The sequence below is a fragment of the Pseudoxanthobacter sp. genome (genome assembly GCF_036822375.1).
Lineage (GTDB): Bacteria > Pseudomonadota > Alphaproteobacteria > Rhizobiales > Segnochrobactraceae > Pseudoxanthobacter.
The window spans coordinates 16,524-34,496 of the sequence record NZ_DAISHT010000012.1 but is presented as its reverse complement, the minus strand read 5'-3'; the positions used below and the strand labels follow the sequence as shown (position 1 = coordinate 34,496).

Annotated in this window: 14 protein-coding genes; 8 read left to right on the top strand and 6 right to left on the bottom strand. The window is 70.0% G+C overall.

What is annotated here, in order from left to right; all coding sequences use genetic code 11:
* The first annotated feature begins 55 nt into the window (after nucleotides 1–55).
* The 4 genes from V7067_RS02810 to V7067_RS02795 all read left to right on the top strand — a co-directional run bounded on the left by V7067_RS02810 (nucleotide 56) and on the right by V7067_RS02795 (nucleotide 3,618).
* The gene (locus tag V7067_RS02810; RefSeq protein ID WP_334174355.1) at nucleotides 56–1,879 is read left to right on the top strand and encodes an amidohydrolase; all 1,824 of its coding nucleotides are present in this window, start codon (nucleotides 56–58) and stop codon (nucleotides 1,877–1,879) included.
* 81 nt (nucleotides 1,880–1,960) lie between these two features.
* Nucleotides 1,961–2,275: a metalloregulator ArsR/SmtB family transcription factor gene (locus tag V7067_RS02805; protein ID WP_334174354.1), complete on the top strand. Its 315-nt coding sequence runs from the start codon at nucleotides 1,961–1,963 to the stop codon at nucleotides 2,273–2,275.
* Entirely contained in the window at nucleotides 2,272–3,354 is a 1,083-nt protein-coding gene (locus V7067_RS02800) for a permease (RefSeq protein ID WP_334174353.1), read from the top strand. Before V7067_RS02805 ends, V7067_RS02800 begins: the two co-directional genes overlap by 4 nt.
* A gap of 27 nt (nucleotides 3,355–3,381) precedes the next feature.
* Nucleotides 3,382–3,618 carry a thioredoxin family protein gene (locus tag V7067_RS02795; RefSeq protein WP_334174352.1) on the top strand — a complete coding sequence of 79 codons (237 nt, stop codon included), beginning with the start codon at nucleotides 3,382–3,384 and terminating at the stop codon, nucleotides 3,616–3,618.
* Nucleotides 3,619–4,036: 418 nt separating this feature from the next.
* On the opposite strand, the gene V7067_RS02790 is transcribed toward V7067_RS02795, so the two are convergent.
* The 5 genes from V7067_RS02790 to V7067_RS02770 form a co-directional block, all read right to left on the bottom strand.
* Nucleotides 4,037–5,404 (bottom strand): HAMP domain-containing sensor histidine kinase, encoded by a 1,368-nt coding sequence (locus V7067_RS02790; RefSeq protein WP_334174351.1) that lies wholly within the window; start codon nucleotides 5,402–5,404, stop codon nucleotides 4,037–4,039.
* A complete protein-coding gene (locus tag V7067_RS02785) occupies nucleotides 5,401–6,075 on the bottom strand; it encodes a response regulator transcription factor (protein ID WP_334174350.1) in 675 nt (224 codons plus the stop codon). The genes V7067_RS02790 and V7067_RS02785 overlap by 4 nt, the downstream gene beginning before the upstream one ends.
* Before the next feature lie 33 nt (nucleotides 6,076–6,108).
* Nucleotides 6,109–9,033 (bottom strand): NHLP bacteriocin export ABC transporter permease/ATPase subunit, encoded by a 2,925-nt coding sequence (locus V7067_RS02780; protein WP_334174349.1) that lies wholly within the window; start codon nucleotides 9,031–9,033, stop codon nucleotides 6,109–6,111.
* A 4-nt stretch (nucleotides 9,034–9,037) separates the two neighbouring features.
* On the bottom strand, nucleotides 9,038–11,164 hold the full coding sequence (locus tag V7067_RS02775; protein WP_334174348.1) for an NHLP family bacteriocin export ABC transporter peptidase/permease/ATPase subunit: 2,127 nt from the start codon (nucleotides 11,162–11,164) through the stop codon (nucleotides 9,038–9,040).
* A 143-nt stretch (nucleotides 11,165–11,307) separates the two neighbouring features.
* Complete coding sequence (locus V7067_RS02770; protein ID WP_334174347.1) at nucleotides 11,308–12,597, bottom strand: NHLP bacteriocin system secretion protein; 1,290 nt, start codon at nucleotides 12,595–12,597, stop codon at nucleotides 11,308–11,310.
* Between the two features lie 212 nt (nucleotides 12,598–12,809).
* Between V7067_RS02770 and V7067_RS02765 the strand changes: the two genes are divergently transcribed.
* The 3 genes from V7067_RS02765 to V7067_RS02755 all read left to right on the top strand — a co-directional run bounded on the left by V7067_RS02765 (nucleotide 12,810) and on the right by V7067_RS02755 (nucleotide 16,214).
* Nucleotides 12,810–13,019 (top strand): hypothetical protein, encoded by a 210-nt coding sequence (locus tag V7067_RS02765; protein WP_334174346.1) that lies wholly within the window; start codon nucleotides 12,810–12,812, stop codon nucleotides 13,017–13,019.
* Nucleotides 13,020–13,701: 682 nt separating this feature from the next.
* Nucleotides 13,702–14,985 (top strand): protease, encoded by a 1,284-nt coding sequence (locus tag V7067_RS02760; protein ID WP_334174345.1) that lies wholly within the window; start codon nucleotides 13,702–13,704, stop codon nucleotides 14,983–14,985.
* A gap of 59 nt (nucleotides 14,986–15,044) precedes the next feature.
* A complete protein-coding gene (locus V7067_RS02755; protein ID WP_334174344.1) occupies nucleotides 15,045–16,214 on the top strand; it encodes an MFS transporter in 1,170 nt (389 codons plus the stop codon).
* Between the two features lie 33 nt (nucleotides 16,215–16,247).
* On the opposite strand, the gene V7067_RS02750 is transcribed toward V7067_RS02755, so the two are convergent.
* Nucleotides 16,248–16,736, bottom strand: a complete 489-nt coding sequence (locus V7067_RS02750; protein ID WP_334174343.1) for a lyase family protein — start codon at nucleotides 16,734–16,736, stop codon at nucleotides 16,248–16,250.
* A gap of 157 nt (nucleotides 16,737–16,893) precedes the next feature.
* Here V7067_RS02750 and V7067_RS02745 point away from each other — a divergent pair, with 157 nt between their 5' ends.
* Nucleotides 16,894–17,913, top strand: coding sequence for a sensor domain-containing diguanylate cyclase (locus V7067_RS02745; RefSeq protein ID WP_334174342.1), 1,020 nt, complete (start codon nucleotides 16,894–16,896; stop codon nucleotides 17,911–17,913).
* Nucleotides 17,914–17,973 lie beyond the last annotated feature (60 nt).

Genomic DNA, 17,973 nt, shown 5'->3' with positions numbered 1-17,973 from the left:
GCCCGTCTTGTGCTACGATCTGCGAAGCTGTCAGCGGAACCTCCGGAGGTGCCGAATGTGCTTCGCGTGCGAATGGGCCTCCGGCTTCGAGGTTTTCGGCAGGGGGCGCGGAGAGGCCAGCCGCCGGGACGTTCTGCGGGCAACTGCGGCGATCGCCGCGGCAGCGGCAGCGGCCCCGGTTTTCCGGGCAACGGAGGTCGCGGCCGCGGCGCCGGAGCCCGCTGCGGCCGGCGGCCCGGCTGATTTCATCTTCCGCAACGGCCCCGTCTATACCGTGCACGACGCCGCGCCATGGGCACAGGCGGTGGCGGTGCGGGGCAAGATGATCGTCCATGTCGGCGACGAGGCGGGCGCGATGGCGCTGGCCGGGCCGGACACGCGGGTGATCGACCTCGCCGGGCGGCTGCTGATGCCGGGTTTCGTCGAAGGGCACATTCACCCCTTCCTCGGCGCGTTCCTCACGTCGGGTCTCGATCTGCAACTGCCGACGCGGCAGGACGCGCTGGCCGCCATTGCGCAATATGCCCGCGCGCACCCCACCGGCCCGGTGCGCGGCTTCGGCTGGCGCGTCGACATGTTTCCGCCGGAAGGACCGGACCGCGCCGATCTCGACCGCATCCTGCCCGACCGGCCGGCCTTCTTCTTCTCCATCGACGGCCACAGCCTGTGGGCGAACTCGAAGGCGCTGGAGATGGCCGGCGTCAATCGCGACACGCCGGATCCGATCCCCCGCTTCAGCTATTTCGCCCGCGATCGGAAGGGCGACCCGACCGGCTATGTGCTGGAGGCGAATGCCGTGCTGGGCGTGGTCAACGCGGTCGAGCCGATCTCGGTGGCCGCCATGGGCCGGCTGATGGAAGCCTGGCTGCCCAGAGCCACGGCGGCGGGCATCACCGCCATCTTCGATGCCGGGGTGCCGCCCATCGGCAGCGATCAGGAAGCCCTGATCGCCCTCTATACGGAGGCCGAAAAGCGCGCCGCGCTGCCGTTCCGCGTCATCGCCTCCTATGCGGTCAAGGGGCCGCCGGTCGACGATATCGTTGAGAAGATCACCGCGATCCGCCGTGCGGTTTCCAGCGAGCTGGTGCAGGCCCGCGTCGTCAAGATCATCGGCGACGGCGCACAGGCCGGCTACACCGCCTGGCTGGTCGAGCCTTATGCCGACCGGCCCGATTCCACCGGCGGCTCGCCCTTCACCGAAGAGCAGTGGCACCGGATGATCGGCGCCGCCGATGCCGCCGGCTTCGACGTTCATGTGCATGCCTGCGGCGAGCGCACGGCGCGGGTGGCGCTGGATTCCATCGAGCGGGCCATGGCCGCCAACCCGCCGCGCGACCGGCGCCACACCATCGCCCACCTCGTCTATGTGGAAGACAGCGACAACCCGCGGTTCGGCAAGCTCGGCGTCACAGCGCAGTTTTCCGCCAACTGGGCCTCCGCCGATCCCGACACCCTGCAGAACATGCTGGCCCGCTACGGCGAGCCGCGCGCCGGCCGCATGTATCGGGCAAAGACCGTGCTGCAGGAGGGCGGGCGTATCTCCTTCGGCACCGACTGGCCGGCAGCGGGCTATTTCTCCACCTACAGGCCGCTCGATTCCATTCAGGTCGGCGTCACCCGCCAGCTCGTCGGAAAGCCGGACGCGCCCGTTCTGGCACCGGCCGCCGAGCGGCTGAGCGTGGCGGAGGCGATCCGCGCCAACACCCTCGGTGCCGCCTGGCAGATCGGTCTGGAAAAGGCGGTCGGCTCGCTGGAGGCCGGCAAGTTCGCCGACCTGATCGTCCTCGACCGCAACATTCTGGAGATCGACCCCCACGACATCCACAAGGCCGTGGTGGAAATGACGATGATGAACGGCGCGATCCGCCATCAGGTCTGATGCCGCGCCGGGACGCCGGTGGCCGCGGGCCGCGCCCTATGCGCCATTGCGCATATTCGCACATGCGCATATTATAGCGCCATGAACCGGATCGTCGCCATTCTCTCGGCGCTGGCCGAGCCGACCCGCCTGCAGGCCATCTGCCTTCTTCAGGATGGCAGCGAGCACTGTGTGTGTGAGCTGATGCAGCGTCTCGGCGCCTCCCAGTCGCGCGTTTCCCGGCATATGGCGGTGCTGAAGGCAGCGGGGCTCGTCGCCGACCGGCGCGATGCGCAATGGGTGCGCTACCGCCGCAATCCCGCGCTGCCGCCCGACGCCGCCCGCCTCATTGAGGCTGCCGTCGCTGCTGCCGGCCGGGAGAAGCCGGGCGCCCTGCCGGCGGAGGCCTCCGCATGAGTACGAACGAACGTCTTCCCCAGCCGGTGCCGCACGATCGCGCGCCCGATGGTCTGTGGCCCGATGGTCTGTGGCTTGGCGCCACGGCGCTGGCGCTGGGGCTGTGGTGGGTCGTCTACAGCCAGCTTCCCGCGGCCTCGGCGTGGCTCACCGGCCTGCTGCCGGTCGCCCCCGGAACACACCTTGCCGGCGCGCTTGCCTTCTTTTTCTACGACACGCCGAAGGTTCTGATGCTTCTGATGCTCGTCGTCTTCGCGATGGGCGTTGTGCGCAGTTATTTTTCGCCGGAGAAGACGCGGGCCATGCTGGCCGGCCGGCACACCTTTGCCGGACACCTGATGGCAGCGGGCCTCGGGGTCATCACCCCGTTCTGCTCCTGCTCGGCGATTCCCCTGTTCATCGGCTTCGTCTCGGCCGGCGTTCCGCTGGGCGTCACGTTCTCGTTCCTCGTCGCGGCCCCCATGGTCAACGAGGTTGCGCTCGGCCTGCTGATCGGCCTCGCCGGCTGGCGCGTCGCCCTCGTCTATCTCGCCTTCGGGCTGGCCGTGGCCGTCGTCTCCGGCTGGGTCATCGGCCGCCTGCATCTGGAAGGCTGGCTGCAGGACTGGGTGAGAAACATCCGCAGCGGGCCGGGCCCCGGCTTTTCCCCCGAGCGCCCCGACATGCGCGGCCGCATCCGGCTGGGCCTTGAGGCGGTGCGCGATATCGTCGGCCGCGTGTGGATATGGATCATCGCCGGCATCGCCGCCGGCGCCCTGATCCATGGCTATGTGCCGGCGGAACTGATGGTGCGCATCATGGGCGCCGGGGCGTGGTGGTCGGTGCCCGCCGCCGTGCTGATCGGCATTCCGATGTACACCAATGCCGCCGGTGTGATCCCCATTGTCAGCGCCCTGCTTGGCAAGGGGGCGGCGCTCGGCACCACGCTGGCGTTCATGATGTCGGTGATCGCGCTGTCGCTGCCCGAAATGATCATCCTGCGCAAGGTGCTGACGCTGCGCCTGATCGCGGTGTTCGCAGGCGTCGTCGGCACCGGCATTCTGGCAGTGGGTTATCTCTTCAACCTGCTGTTCTCGTAATCCGGTGAAACCACACGGGAGAGGACGATGAAATCCGTTCAGGTACTGGGCCCCGGCTGCAAGCGCTGCGCAGCCACGGAAGCCATGGTGCGGGCCGCAGCGGCGCGGCTGGGCATTCCGGTCGAGGTGGAAAAGGTCACCGATTACGCGGCGATCGCGCGCTTCGGCATTCTCTCCACCCCCGGCATCGTCATCGACGGCAAGGTGGTTCACGCCGGCGGCCTGCCGGATGAACGCGCGCTGGAGCGCTGGCTGCAGGCGTGAGGCCACCGCTGACGCCACCCGGTCTTGCCGCTGCCGGGCCCGTTGCGGGGACGGGGCCCGAATGCCCCCTCAGCACGACCCCCGCAGACCCGCGGGCCCCGCAGACCCGCTGATGAGAGAAACGCGACCGTGAGCGGGACGAGCAGGAGCACGGCCCGCGAGGCCTTTTCTGCCCGGAAACCGTGGCTCCCGGCAGCGCATTGCCGGCTGCCGTGAACGGCGGCGCGGGCAGAACACCCGCCGGGCGACGCTCGCCGGGTATCGCACACGGGCGTCTCGCGGGCGGGCGTCTTGGGCGGGTGTCTTGCGGGCGGGCGACGGGACCGGGCGGCCCCGTCACCGCCGGCCATGACAGCGACGGCAGATGACACACGGCTTTGCCGGCCGCCGATGGCCGGATGCCGCATCCCGCCCGCGCTCAGGCCGCCGGCGGCAGGTGGATGATGAAGGCGGTGCCCTGCCCCTCCGCGGAGCGCAGTTCGATGGTGCCGCCGGCCGCGGTGACCACGCGCTGCACGATGGCCATGCCAAGCCCGGCACCGGACCCGCCGCTGCGCCGGCGGCGCCAGAAACGCTTGAAGATCTGCGGCTGCAACGCGGCCGGAATGCCCGGCCCGTCGTCGCGCACGATCAGCGTGCCGCCGGCTTCCACCACCACATCGATGCGCGTGCCCGGCGGCGTGTGGCGGATGGCGTTTTCGATGAGGTTGCGCAGCAGGTGCCAGATGTCTTCCTCGCGCACCCGCACCCGCACGGGCACGCTCTCCGCGCCCTCCGGCTCCTCAAGGCCCAGATCCTGCCCCTTGCGGATCGCCTCCGGCCCCAGCGCGGCCAGCAGCGAGCGGCTGACGGCGATGAGATCGGTGGTCTCGTCCGTCTCCGGCCGCACCTGATCCAGTATCGCCATGTCCAGAAGCTGGCTGACGATGCGGCTCATGCGGCGCACGTCGTCCAGCAGCGCGGTGCGGGCCTCGCCGGGCGGCAGGGTCTGCAGGCGGGCTTCCAGCACGGCCAGCGGCGTGCGCAGCTCGTGGGCCGCGTCGGCCGTGAACTCCTTCTGCAGCTGATAGCCGTGCTCCACCCGCTCCAGCGCCGCGTTGAAGGCTTCCGCCAGCGGCCGGATCTCCGCCGGCAGGCGGTCGAGCGACAGCCGCGCATCGGTATGGGCCGGATCGATGGCCTGCACATCGCGCGCGACCGCGATGACCGGACGGAAGAAGCGGCGGATGACCAGCCCGTCCAGCACCAGCAGCAGGGCGAGCAGCGGCACCGACAGGGCCAGCGAGCGCCACAGGAAGCCCTGCGCGACGTCGTCGAAGATGACGTCCTGATCCGTCATGTTCCAGCCGACCACCAGCCAGACGGCGCGCGCGCCGATGGTGACCGGGCGGGTCAGCACATCGAAGGTGCCGGTCCGGTACTGCATCGACGACGTCGCCGGCCTGTCGGCGCGCGTGGCCCGGCTCAGCGCCACGCCATCCTGCGGCGCGGAGGCGAGCAGCACCGCGCCGTCGCCATCAATGACCGCATAGATGAACTCGTCGCCGGCCCAGTCGGGCCGCGCGCGCAGATCCTGCGTCAGCCGCGGCGCGCCGTCCGCGCCGGGCGCGAGGCTTTCGCCCAGCGCATCGGCATGGTCGCGCAGCACCCGGGTTTCGAAATACTCGATCCGGTCGCGCAGCATCAGATCGATGACGAACGGCACGAAGATGGCCGCGAGCGCCAGAAGCACGGCGTGCAGCAGGAAGACCCGGCCCAGCAGGCTGCCGAAAAGACGCTGCCTCATGATGCGGCCGCCAGCATGTAGCCGACGCCGCGGACCGTGTGGATAGTCACCGCCGCCCGGCCGTCCAGCAGGCGCTTGCGCAGGCGGTGGACATAGACTTCCACCGCGTTGGACTCAAACTCGTCGTCGAGGCCGAACAGTTCGTTCTCCACGCTGGCCTTGGGCACCACCTTGTCCTGCCGCCGCAGCAACAGTTCCAGAAGCTGCATCTCGCGCGCGGAAAGCCGCAGCGCCGCGCCGTCCACGCTGGCCGATCGGGCCTCGGTATCGAAGACGAGGTTGGCGAGCGTCAGCTGCATGCCCAGAAGCGCACCGGGCCGGCGCAGCAGGGCGGCGATGCGCGCCTTCAGCTCCTCGAAGGCGAACGGCTTGACGAGGTAGTCGTCCGCGCCCAGCTCCAGCCCCTTCACCCGCTCTTCCATGGCCCCGCGGGCGCTGAGAATGAGCACCGGCACACCCTGCCGCCGGGTCCGCACATGGCGCAGCACCTTCAGCCCGTCGCCGTCGGGCAGGCCGAGATCGAGGATGACGACGGAATAGCTGCGGGTATCGAGCACCGAAATCGCATCCCCGACGCCGGCAACCAGATCGACGGAGAAGCCGGCGGCTCCGAGCTGGCTCGCCGTCAGGCCGGCGAGTTCCTCATTGTCTTCGACGAGCAGAATGCGCATGGGCTTCGGTCCCCGGTGGAGACGGCAGGGCGGTCAGGCCATCTGCCGGCGGATCAGGTCGGAAAACAGGCCGCCGGCGGCGGCAAGGCTGTCGTAGGTGCCGGTTTCCACGATGCGGCCGGCATCCATCACCACGATGAGGTCGGCATGGCGCACGGTGCTGAGGCGGTGGGCCACCACGATGCGGGTGGCGTTCATGTCGGCCAGCGCCGCCATCACGCGGGCCTGCACCACGTTGTCGAGTGCGCTCGTCGCCTCGTCGAGCAGCAGAATGCGCGGCCGGCGGGCAATGGCGCGGGCCAGCAGCAGGCGCTGGCGCTGGCCGCCGGAAAGCGTGGTGCCGTTGTCGTCCACATAGGTGTGGATGCCCATCGGCATGGCGGAAAGATCGGCCGCCAGCCCGGCGCACTCGGCCGCCGCCCACGCCTGCGCAGCGGAAAGCGGCGCGGCGCCGGCGATGTTCTGATAGATGCTGCCGGCCTCCAGCCGGCTGTGCTGCAGCACCACGCCCAGTTGCCGGCGCACCGCGCCGGCATCGAGATCGGTCAGATTGCGCCCGTCCAGCAGCACCTGCCCGCCGGCCGGCGTCTCGAAGCCGATCAGCATGCGCAGCAGCGTGGATTTGCCCGAGCCGGAGGGCCCGACCACCGCCACGAAGGCCCCGGCCGGCACCCGCAGCGAGATATCGTGCAGCGCCGGCTCGCCGCCGGGATAGCTGAAGGAGGCCCGGACCACCTCGATGGCGCCGCTGAGGCGACCGGGATGAAGCCCGCGGCCGGCATTTTCCTCCGGCTCGCTCAGGATCGGCCGGGCGCGGCCCCACAGCGGCCCCACCGTGGCAAGAGCCGGAATGATGCCCGCGAGCGACAGAGTGGCCGCCACGAACTGGCCGAACACCCCCGAATAGGTGACGTAGTCGCCGAGCGTCATCGGGCTGAAGCCGAACCCGACGATGGCGATCAGCGCCGCCATGACGAGGATGTTCCAGCCCGCGCCGAAGGCCGTCACGGCATTGCCCGCCACGTTGGCGCGATAGTGCAGGCTCTGGTCAATGGCAAACAGGCGCACCCAGCGGGCCAGAAGCCGGCTTTCCGCCGCCGCGACCCGGAGCTTGGAAAGCCCCTGGAAGATCTGCACCGTCAGGGTCTGCATCCGCCCGGCATTTTCCAGCGCCCGGCGCTGCAGGCGGCCGTTAAACAGCGCCTGAGCGGCGATGAGCGCGATTTCCACCGCACACACACCCAGCGCCAGCAAGGCCGGCGCCAGGCCATAGCTGAACAGCACCGCCAGATTGACCAGCGAGAACAGCGCGCTGACCAGCGCCGTCAGCGTGGCGAAGCCCAGCGTGCGGCGCATCTGGTTGACGGCATCGGCCCGCAATGCCAGATCGCCGGCGCCGAAGCGGCGGAAGAAGCCGACCGGCAGCCGCAGCATCCGGTTCCACAGCGCCCCCTCGATGGAAGACCCGAGCAGGCTTTCGGCGCGCAGCACCGTCAGCCCGCGCGCCAGCTCAAAGCCGGTCACCCCGCAGGACACCGCGAGAACGGCGGCGACCAGTTGCACCACCTCGCTGCGGATGCCGTCGGGAATGACCGTCTGCACCAGAAAGCCGGTCAGGAAGGGCGTGGCAAGGCCGAGCAGCCCGACCAGCAGGCTGGTCAGCAGGATCAGCGCCAGCTCCGGCCGCACCCGGGCTGCGGTGAAGGCGAACAGCGCCCGGCCGGGCCGGGCGACCGTTTCGCCAAAGCCGCGATAGAGCACATAGGCCATATCGTCGGCGATGCCGGGGCCGTCGCGCGACACAGTCTGCACGCGGCCATCCGGCCGGTGCAGGAGCCAGCGCCGGCCCTCGGGAATAAGGGCCACCGGCGTGCCGTCCGGCAGGAAGGCGAGCATCGCCTCGCCGGAGGCGTGCCACCAGCGCGGACGCAGCCGCACCCGCCGCGCCCGCAGGCCGGCGCCTTCCGCCAGCACCTTGATGAATTCGTCGACGCTGTCGGCCCCGATCGGCGGCGCCAGATCGGCCGGCAGCACGGCGCCCGCGGCCTCTGCCGCCAGGCGCAGCATGGCGACCACCGGCGCCTCCGCATAGCCGTGCGGAGAAACGGATGCGACAGCCTGCCCGCCAAGCTGCTGCAGCGCGCCGGCCAGCACCGCGGCATCGGCATCCGCCGCCGCGGCAAGGCGATGCGACAGGGCGCGCTCCTGCGCGTCGAGCCACACGGTGAGGCAATCGGCAACGGTGGCGCCGAAGGCCGCCAGCACCGCCGCAAGGCTGCCGTCGGCGGCAAGGCTGCCGGTGGCCGCGAGCCCGAGGCGGCTGTCCGCAACAGCCACGGCCGGGGCTTCGCGCAGCAGCGGAAAGGCAGCCGCGCCGGGCCCCTGCGGCGCTGTCCGCCACACGCCGGCGACCGCACCGGAAATCACCCGGCACCACAGCACGGCATCGGCCTGCGCGGGAACAGCGCCCTCGCCGGCGGCAAGGCCGGCCTCGCCCGGCGAAAGACGCCGTGCCGGTCCCGTCGCCTCCGCCGCCGCCTCTGCCGCCTCTGCCCCTGCTGCCTCCGCGCCCGCCACTTCCCCGTCGGCCACTTCCGCGTCGGCCACTTCAGGGCCTGCCACCTCCGCCGCCGCGCCGGCCCCGCGCAGCATGCGCGCGGCCAGTCGCACCCAGCGATCGGCGCCTTCGGCAAAGCCGGCCGCCGGCAGCGGCGCGGAAAGAACGGCCACCTCCGCCCCCGCCCCCGGCAGGATGGCCAGTTGCAGGCGGCCGTTGTCCGGCGGCACGAACACGGTGTCGCCGGCCGTCATCTCAGCCAGCGGGCGCAGCGTGCCCGCGCGCACGGCATCGCCCGCGCAGAGCGCGGCACGGCCGGCGGCGAGGCGATAGATCAGGCCGGCGCGGCAGGGGATCGGGCTGGCCACATCCGGGGCGGCAGGGGCGCTGGCAGCATCCATGGCGTCACTCACCCTGCACGAGGGTCGCATAGGGGCCCGGTGTCGCCAGCAGGTCGTCGTGGGTGCCGCGCTGCACGATGCGCCCCTTGTCCATGACGATGATCTCGTCGCAATCGCGGATGGTGCTGAGGCGGTGGGAGGTGGCCAGCACCGTCAGCCCGCGGCGGCGCAGGCTGGCAAGAACCGCCGCCTCCGTCACCGGGTCGAGGGCCGATGTCGCCTCGTCGAGCACCAGAATGGCAGGGTCGACCGCCAGCGCACGGGCCAGCTCCAGTCGCTGGCGCTGGCCGCCGGAGAGATTGAGCCCGCCTTCCGAAACCGGACCGGCATACTGGCCGCGGCGCTGCAGGATATCGCCGTGGATGGCGGCATCCTCCGCCGCCGCCACGATGCGTCCGAAATCGAGCGTGCTGTCCCAGAGCGCGATGTTGTCGCGGATGGTGCCGTCAAACAGCACCACATCCTGTTCCACGAAGGCAAGCGAGCCCGCCACCACCCGCCGCGGAATGCGGTCTGCGGAGACGCCGTCGAACGTGACGGTACCGGTGGTGGGGGCCAGCAGGCCGGCAACGAGGCGCAGCAGCGTGGATTTGCCGCTGCCGGACGCCCCCACCACCGCCACCCACCGCCCCGGCGTAAGGTCGATGTCGATGCCCGACAGCAGTTCCGGCTGCCCGGGATAGGCAAAGGCGAGGTCGCGCACGCGGACGAAGCCGGTCAGGCGCGCCTTGTGCACCGGCCAGGTCGCGGAAAGCGCGGCATCGCCGGCAAGGGCGGCAACCACGGGATAGCGGCGCGTGTCCTCCACCCGCTCCAGATCGCCGCGCAGCTCCTGAAAGCCGGCGATGGCGTTCATGACGGCTTCGATCGGCGTGTGAAAGGCCTGCAGCACCGCCAGAAAGGCAATGAGGATGCCGACCGTCATGGTGCCGTTCATGACATTGACCGCACCCCAGCCGAGCAGCGCCGCATAGGACAGGCTCTTGACGGCCGACGGCAGCAGGCCGAGCAGCACGGTGGTGCGTTCCAGCTGCTGCGACATGTTGAGCAGCGCCGCCTGCGCCCCGGCAACGCGGGCGAACAGCTCGTTCTCGCCGCCGGAGGCCTTGACCGTTTCGATGGACTGGATGCCCCCCAGAGCAGCCGAGGCGAGCCGGGCCCGCTGCAGGGTGACGCGGCGCACGCCATCGGCCCGCACCCCGGCAATCGCCCACACGATGACCACATCCACCAGCGCGAAGGCGAAGCAGGCCAGCGCCATCGGCACATTGTAAAGCAGCATGATCGCGGCGCTGATGAGCGCGCCCATCATGCTGAACAGGGCCGAGGAAACCGACACCACGGCGGTGTGCGACAGCCGCCGGGCGGCATCGACGCGCTGCACGACATCGCCCACATGGCGCTGGGCAAAGAAGCCCATGGGCAGGCGCAGCATGTGCACCATGAGCTGCATGGCCGAGGTGGTGCCGAGCTGGCGCTGCAGGCGCGTCAGCACGATGCCGTTCAGCCACGACAGCACCGCCGAGAGCAGCGCAGCCCCGACCATGCCCACCAGCAGCGGCCGCAGCCACTCGCGGGCGTGCTGCACCATGATGTTGTCGGCAAAGATCCGGCCCGCCGCCGGCACGAACAGCGGCGGCAGCACGCTGCACAGCGCGATGATGGCCAGAAGCACCAGCGCCTGCCGGGTCTGCGGCCCGCGCGGAAACAGCGCGCGGACCAGACCGGGCCGGATGCCGCCGGGCCGGAAGGCCGCCTCCGGCTCGAAGGTGAGCAGGATGCCGGTGAACGAGGCATCGAACTCTTCGGCACTGACGCTGCGCGGCCCGAAGGCCGGATCGTTGATGAAGACCCTGTTGCGGCCGATCCCCTCGATGACCACGAAGTGGTTCATGTCCCAGAAGGCGATGGCGGGCAGGCGGTGCTGGCCGAGCGCGGCCGGCTCCACCCGCCAGCCCTGCGCCCGGAGGCCGAAACTGCGCGCGGCGCGCAGGATGGCCGCGGCGGAGGAACCATCCCGCGAGACATGGCAGGCCTCGCGCAGCCGCTCCAGCGGCAGCCACAGGCCGTAGTGGGCCAGAATCATGCCGAGCGAGGCGGCCCCGCATTCGGCCGTTTCCATCTGCAGCATGGTCGGCACGCGCCGGCGGCGGACCGGCCCCGGCAGCCGCGAGGCCCCGGCCGGCGCCCCTTCGCCGCCGCCGTTCCCCGCCCCGGCGGCAGCCTCCGCTCCTGTCCCTGCCCCGGCCGCGCCGGCCTGCGCCTGCCCGGCCATCACAGGCCGGTCCAGCGCCGGAGGGCGGGAATGACCAGCGAGATGGGCGGCGCCCGCCGCACGGTGACGTTGGCGTTCAGCATCAGGCCGCTGCTGAGGGCGATCTCGCTGCCGCGGTCGGAAGTCCACAGATAGCCGTCGGTCTCGCCGGGCGGGGTATCGATCACCGCCCGCACCTCGAACGGCGTGCCGTTCTGCGCCATCACGCGGGCAAGCTCGGGATTGCCCAGCCGGGCGGCGATTTCGCTCTGGCCCTCCGGCTGCGGGGAAACCGACACGACGTGACCCAGCATCATGCCATATTCCTCCCGCGGCGCCGTGGTCGGCGACAGGCGCACATCCATGCCGGGCTCGATGCGCTTGCCCATGTCGCCCGGCACGAAGAACACCGCCTCAAGGCGGTTGCGGCCGGTTTCCAGCGTCACCAGCCGCTGGCCGGCGGCCACGAGGGTGTTGAGCGTCACCGGCACCAGCACGGCGCTGCCGGCCTGCGGCGCGCGAATCTCGTCGGCGAGGCCCCGCGACAGGCGGGCCTGCGTCAGCAGGCCCTGCAGGTCGACGATCTGGCGGTGATTGGCCTCAAGCTCCTGATCGCGCTGGCCTTCGATGGCGAGCACGGCCGAATCGAGGGCGGCGATGTCGGCGCGGCGGTGGGCCAGCGCCTCGCGGGCCGAGAACAGCCGCTCGCGCGCCTCCTGCACACGGTCCACCGTGGCCGTGCCGCGGGAGAACAGATATTCGCGGTTGGTGAGCTGGGTTTCGGCCTCGCGCACGCGCTGCTCGGTCAGAGAAACGGATTCTTCCAGCTCGTCGCGGCGGCGCTGCTGCGCCTGCGCCTCGGCCTGCAGGCGCTGGGCATAGCGCTGGGCGATCGCCTGCCGCTGGATTTCCATCTGCGCGACGCGGTTCTCCAGATCGCTCACCCGCGCATCTTCCTCCGGCGTGGCGAGCGAGGCGACGACCTCCCCGGCCTCCACCTTCTGGCCCACGCTCACCAGTTCGTCGATCCAGCCGGATTTCGGAGCGTTGATGCCGATGAAAATGCCGCCGCCGCGCACCAGCACGCCCGGTCCTTCCACCGTCACCCGGTAGCGCGCCAGGCACGACCACGCCACCACAGCAACGCACAGGGCCAGACACAGAAGCGCGACCACCCAGTCCGCACGGCCGGTCACCCGCAGCGGAGCAGTGTAATCGTCCATCCGTCCGAGCTGCTGCAGCGACTGCCTGCGGAACAGGCCGCTTCTGGCATCGCCCGGCGCACGGGCGGACGATTGAGGCTCTGGCATCGGGTATCCCCACCGGTCATCGTCGGCAGAATGTCCGCTCCGTCAATCGGTTGGCAACCCCGCCGCGGCTCTGTCCGCACGTTTTATGGGGCGCCCGCGTCGTTTTTTTCCGGGGGTGCGGGCGCTGTAAGGCTGGTGTCAGCGAGCGGGCCTAGAACCGGTCTCACCAAAACACACCGGGCCGGCTGGCCCGCAGCAAAAGGACCACGAAGATGAACACCCGGATCGAAGCGATTGCCCTGAACGACGAAGCCCTGCAGGCGGTGAACGGCGGCGGCCGCGGCTCTTCGGCCGCCCGTTTCCAGCTGCCCGGCAGCGGCCCGCTCGGCTCCTTCTCCTACAACAGCGGCAACACCAGCCTGCAGGGCACTTACAACGGCATGGGCGTCACCTCCCTGAGCTTCCACAGCGAAAGCAAGTGACGCGGACGGACGTGACGCAGAAGCAGGCGGCGAGAAGGAAACCCGCCGCCGCAAAGGCAGGCTGACCGGCAACCGCCGGCCGGCAGCCAGATGATCGCGGGCCGGCAACGGCCCGCTCCGGCGGGGGGAGCCGGGGGGGCGGCGGTGCCGGTCACCTGAAAACGGTGGCCGGCACCGTTCTGGCGAGAGCGCCCGAAGGGCCGCGCGCGACGACCGGCGCCCCTCGGACCAAGTGGAAATAACGTGCTCCGGCAGCCGTTTCCGCCGGTTGCCGGTCGTCAGCGCGATGGCCTTCGTGTTATCGTTCCCCGCAGTCTCCGGGCGCCGGCAAAAAGGGTGTTTTTTGCCGGCCACGATGATTACCTGCCCGACGATTGCCTGCCCGACGATTACCTGCCCCGGCTTGCTCAGGGCGCGGACAGCGGTCTTTCCGGGGCACTGGCGGTGCAGCCTGCGGCGCATCGTCAGCACAGCTTTCAGGGTCCGCAAGTCTCAGGGTCGAGAAGTCTCGGAGTCTGCAGATCCCGGGGTCTGCGCGCGGGGCGTCGTGCGGCGCTGCGGTCCCGTCCCGCCCGTTTCCGGCGTGGCCCGCAGAACGACGGGCCGGTTCCGGCGGGTTGATTTTGACGGTTGCCGAAGCGACAAGACGGCGGGGGTTCAACCGCGGAAGTGCGGCAGCGATATGCGCAGCGAGGGCCTGATGGGCGAACTGTTGCTTCTTCTGATCGGCGGCCCGACCATCCGCCGCAAGTGGTGGGTGGTGGCGGCAGCCGGGCTGCTGGCGTTTTCGATCGGCCTGTTCTTCACCGTCAACGCCCTTTACGACGAATTCCGCATCCGGCCGACCTATTTCGCCATTCCGCTGTTCGTCCACGCCTTCATCACGCTGGCGGCCGGCATCCACGGAACCGCGACCAACCGGTGGCTGCGGTTCGGGCAGGCCGTGACCCTGATCGTCATCGGCGTTCTCATCATCGAGGCGCCCTGGCACAGCGACGCGCTGATCGGCATTCTGATCGGCCTCATTCTGGTGGCCGATGCCATCTGGCGCGCGACCAGCGCCATTGTGGTGCGCTTTGCGCGCTGGCGCACGGCGCTGGTGCTGGCCGGTCTGGAATTCGGCATCGGCATCTGGTCGTTCGTGCCCTGGCCCACGCAGTGGCGCGGCGCGGTTGGCATCGATGTCGGCACGCTGATGATGGTGATCGGTATCACCGCCCTCATCATGGCGCGGCGCATTCACCGGCTGCCGCAGGGGGTGCCGCTGGCTGTCATCATGGCCAAGAGCCGGCCGCAGGACGGCCGCCGGCAGCTGATCTATCCCGTCGATACCCCGGCCGGGCGGCGCACCGGCGAGGTGGTGGTGCATGTGTGGACGCCGACCGGCACGCTGACGCCGCTCAATCACGGCATTTCGCGCTATGTGGTCGCGCAGGACAAAAACGGCGTCGTCTCCACCGGGCACGCGGCGATGCAGTTGCTGCCGGATCTCTACATCAGCCACTATCCGGCGGTGGAAATCGAGCGCTCGCCCTCGCAGTTCACCCGCGTGCTGCGGGCCACCGCCGACAACGACGTGCCGGGCCTGTTCAAGCCCTCCTATGCGGAGGAAAGCGCGGAATGGTGCCCCTCCACGCGGCAGGTGCATCTGCACGCCGTCAACGATGAGGCGCTGCGCGCCTTCTGGGCGCTCTACAGCACCGACACCACCTACAATCTCACCTACCGCAGTTGTTCCAGCACCGTCGCCCGCGCCCTCGATGCCGCCATTGAAGGCCATTTCGCCGAACGCATGTATTCGCCGCGCGTTTTCCTGCGGCTGCTGCTGCTGCCCGAACTGTGGGTGGCCGGGCTGATGCGGCGGCGCGCGGCCTGGATGGCGTGGACGCCCGGCATGGTGCTGGACTACAGCCGCGCGCTTTCCCAGATTCTCAGCGTAATCCCGCCCTCGCGGCCGGCCGGCTGAACCGTGCCGGCCCCGGCCGGCCCGCCCGTTTCCCTGCAAAGACGACAGGAGGCCCGCTCTTGCCTTCCAGCGCTTCCGGCGGCCTTGCGGCACGCCTTGCCATCATCGCCATGGCCCTCGTGTTCGGCCTCACCTACAGCCTCAGCGCCACGCTGATCGCGCTGGATCTGGCGGCCCGGCAGGTGAGCGAGAGCGTGATCGGCGCCAACGCCGCCATGCATGCGGTCGGCGTTCTGGCCATGGCCTTCCTGCTGCCGCGCATGACGGCGGCGCTCGGCATCCGCGCCAGCGTGATCGGGGCTCTGGTCGTTGCGGCCGCGGTGCTGTGCCTGTTTCCGGCGCTGCCGTTCATCGGCCTGTGGTTCGCCCTGCGCGTCGTCCTTGGCGCGGCCTCCGAAACGCTGTTCGTGCTGTCGGAAACATGGCTGAACGCACTCAGTTCCGATGCCACGCGGGCCCGCACCATGGCAGCCTACACCGCGTCGCTGTCCATCGGGTTCGCGCTGGGGCCGCTGATTCTGTCCTTTGCCGGCAGCGAGGGCTTCCTGCCCTACGGCATCGGGGCGGGGCTGGCGCTGCTGGCGGTGCTGTTCATCGCCGCCCCCGGCATCCGCACGCCGCTGTTCGAGCGGCCCGCCCACACCAATCCGCTGCGCTACATGGGCCTTGCCCCGGTGGCCATGGCAGCCACCGCGCTGAATGCGGCGGTGGAAACCGCCGGCCTCACCTTTCTCGGCCTCTATGCCATCTCGCTCGGCTGGGCCGAGGCCGAGGCGACCCAGCTCATCACCTGGATGATGATCGGCGCGGTGCTGCTGCAACTGCCCATCGGCTGGCTCGGCGACAAGATGAACCGGATAACGCTCATCGCCATTCTGGCCGGCCTTTCCGGGCTCGGCGCCCTCGTCTGGCCGTGGGCGCTGCAGATGCCGTTGCTGAGCGGCGTTCTGCTGTTCATCTGGGGCGGGCTGTTCGTCGGCATCTACACCATGATGCTGGCCATTGTCGGCAGCCGCTTTTCCGGCAGCGACATCGTCGGCATCTATGCCGGCATGGGGCTGGTCTGGGGGGCCGGCGCGCTGCTGGGTCCGCTGCTGGCCGGTGGCGCCATGCAGGCCACCGCGCACGGCCTCGTCTATTTCATCGCCCTCGCCTGCTTCCTGTTCATGGCCGCCGTGATCGCCGCCCGCAGCAGACAGCGCCGCGCCACGGACGGCCCGACCGGCTGATGCCGGCCGCGCCCGGCCTCACCGCGCCCTGTCTCACAAGCACCGGCCTTCGCGCCCCGGCGTCCGGCCAAGCCGCAGCGCGGGCGGAGGCTGCAAACCCGGAACGCCGGCCGCAAGCCGGAGCGCGCGGTTCGACGGCCCCTCGCTGAGGTTCAGCTCGGATTGCGTGGCCGAGCCGGTCTGCCAGACACAGAGCGGAAAATGATCGTCGAGAGCGCCCGCCATCGCCTCGTCCGCCACCGGCAGGCGGCCGGCGGCCGCGTTCACCCGCGCGCAGGCTTTCTTCACATGGCCGCAGGCGTGACAGACCGCCTTGGGCATATGGTCGCCGCCGATGTTGAAGGGCTGCAGCGAGCGCTGCGTCGGCGCACCCCGGTAACGGCCGGCCGGAACCTCGACATCGCCCGTGGAATCGAATTCCGGGATGGCGCCGGCGGTTCCCGCGGCCTGTCGCAGCCGGCGATGTCTGCCCGGTTCTGCGCCATCGTGCGACCTTATCGCGTCCCGCCGTGCCGGCAACAATCGCGTATAGATGCCTCAGCCGTCCGCTCTCCGTGCCCGGTTCGCCGGCAGGCAGACGCTCGGGAGACCCATCTTCGCTCCGTTCGGGATCGCCGGCATCGTGACTGCGGGGCTCGTTCAGGGGATCGTTCGGTTACAGAGCGCGGCGGACGCTGAAATGACACAGACGCTGATCTCGGACATTGCGGAAACGCTGAAGAACGAACGCAATCTCGAAGGGCTGGTCCGCCGGTTTCTGGAAATCATCGAGATCGCGACCGGCCTCGATTCGGCCTATCTGACGCGGATCGATGCCGATGTCGGATTTCAGACGGTCATCTTTGCCCGCAACACAAGCAGCCTCGTCATTCCCGAAGGGCTGTCGGTGCCGTGGGGCGACACGCTGTGCAAGCGGGCTCTGGATGAAGGCTGCCCCTTTACCGACGAGGCCGACGGGCGCTGGGCGGACAGCGGCGCGGCCCGCGAACTCGGCATCCGCACCTACATGAGCACCCCGGTGTTCATCGACAAATCGCTGTTCGGAACGCTGTGCGGCGCCAGTTCGCAACGCCGGCCGGCGGCGGCGCAGTGTCAGCAGCTTCTGGTGCTGTTCGGCGAAATCATTGCGCTCTACCTCGAACGCGAGGCGGCGATGGAAAAGCTGCGCGCCGCCAACGGCGTTCTGGAGGGCATTTCAAAGCACGACGAGCTGACGGGCCTGATCAACCGGCGCTCGCTGATCGCCGAAATATCGCCGGTCTGGGATATGGCTGCCGCCGACTTCCAGCTCATGCTCGTGGCGTTCATCGATCTCGATAATTTCAAAGCCATCAATGACGCCTACGGGCACGACGTCGGCGACGAGTTCCTGACGGACTTCAGCCGGCGGCTGCGGTCGGTCTGCCGCGCCCACGATCTGGCGGCACGCGTCGGCGGCGATGAGTTCGTGGTGATCGCCCGCGGGCCGGTCTCGGAAGACGGCTGCCATGCTGCCGCCGAGAGCCTTCGCGCGCGTCTGGAGGCCGCCCTTTGCGGCACCTTCGACCTGCCGTCGCGGCCGATCGCCTATCCGGGGCCGAGCATCGGTATCATATCGGTGCGGCCGGAAACCGTGGCGCCCGGCGATGCCATCAGGCTGGCGGACGAGGCGATGTACCGCGTCAAACGCAGCCGCCGGAGCGCCGGCACGGCGCCATAACCGGCCCCGGCGCTGTCTGCCCGGCGCCAGCCGCCGCGGCTCAATTTCCTCTCGCCGCCA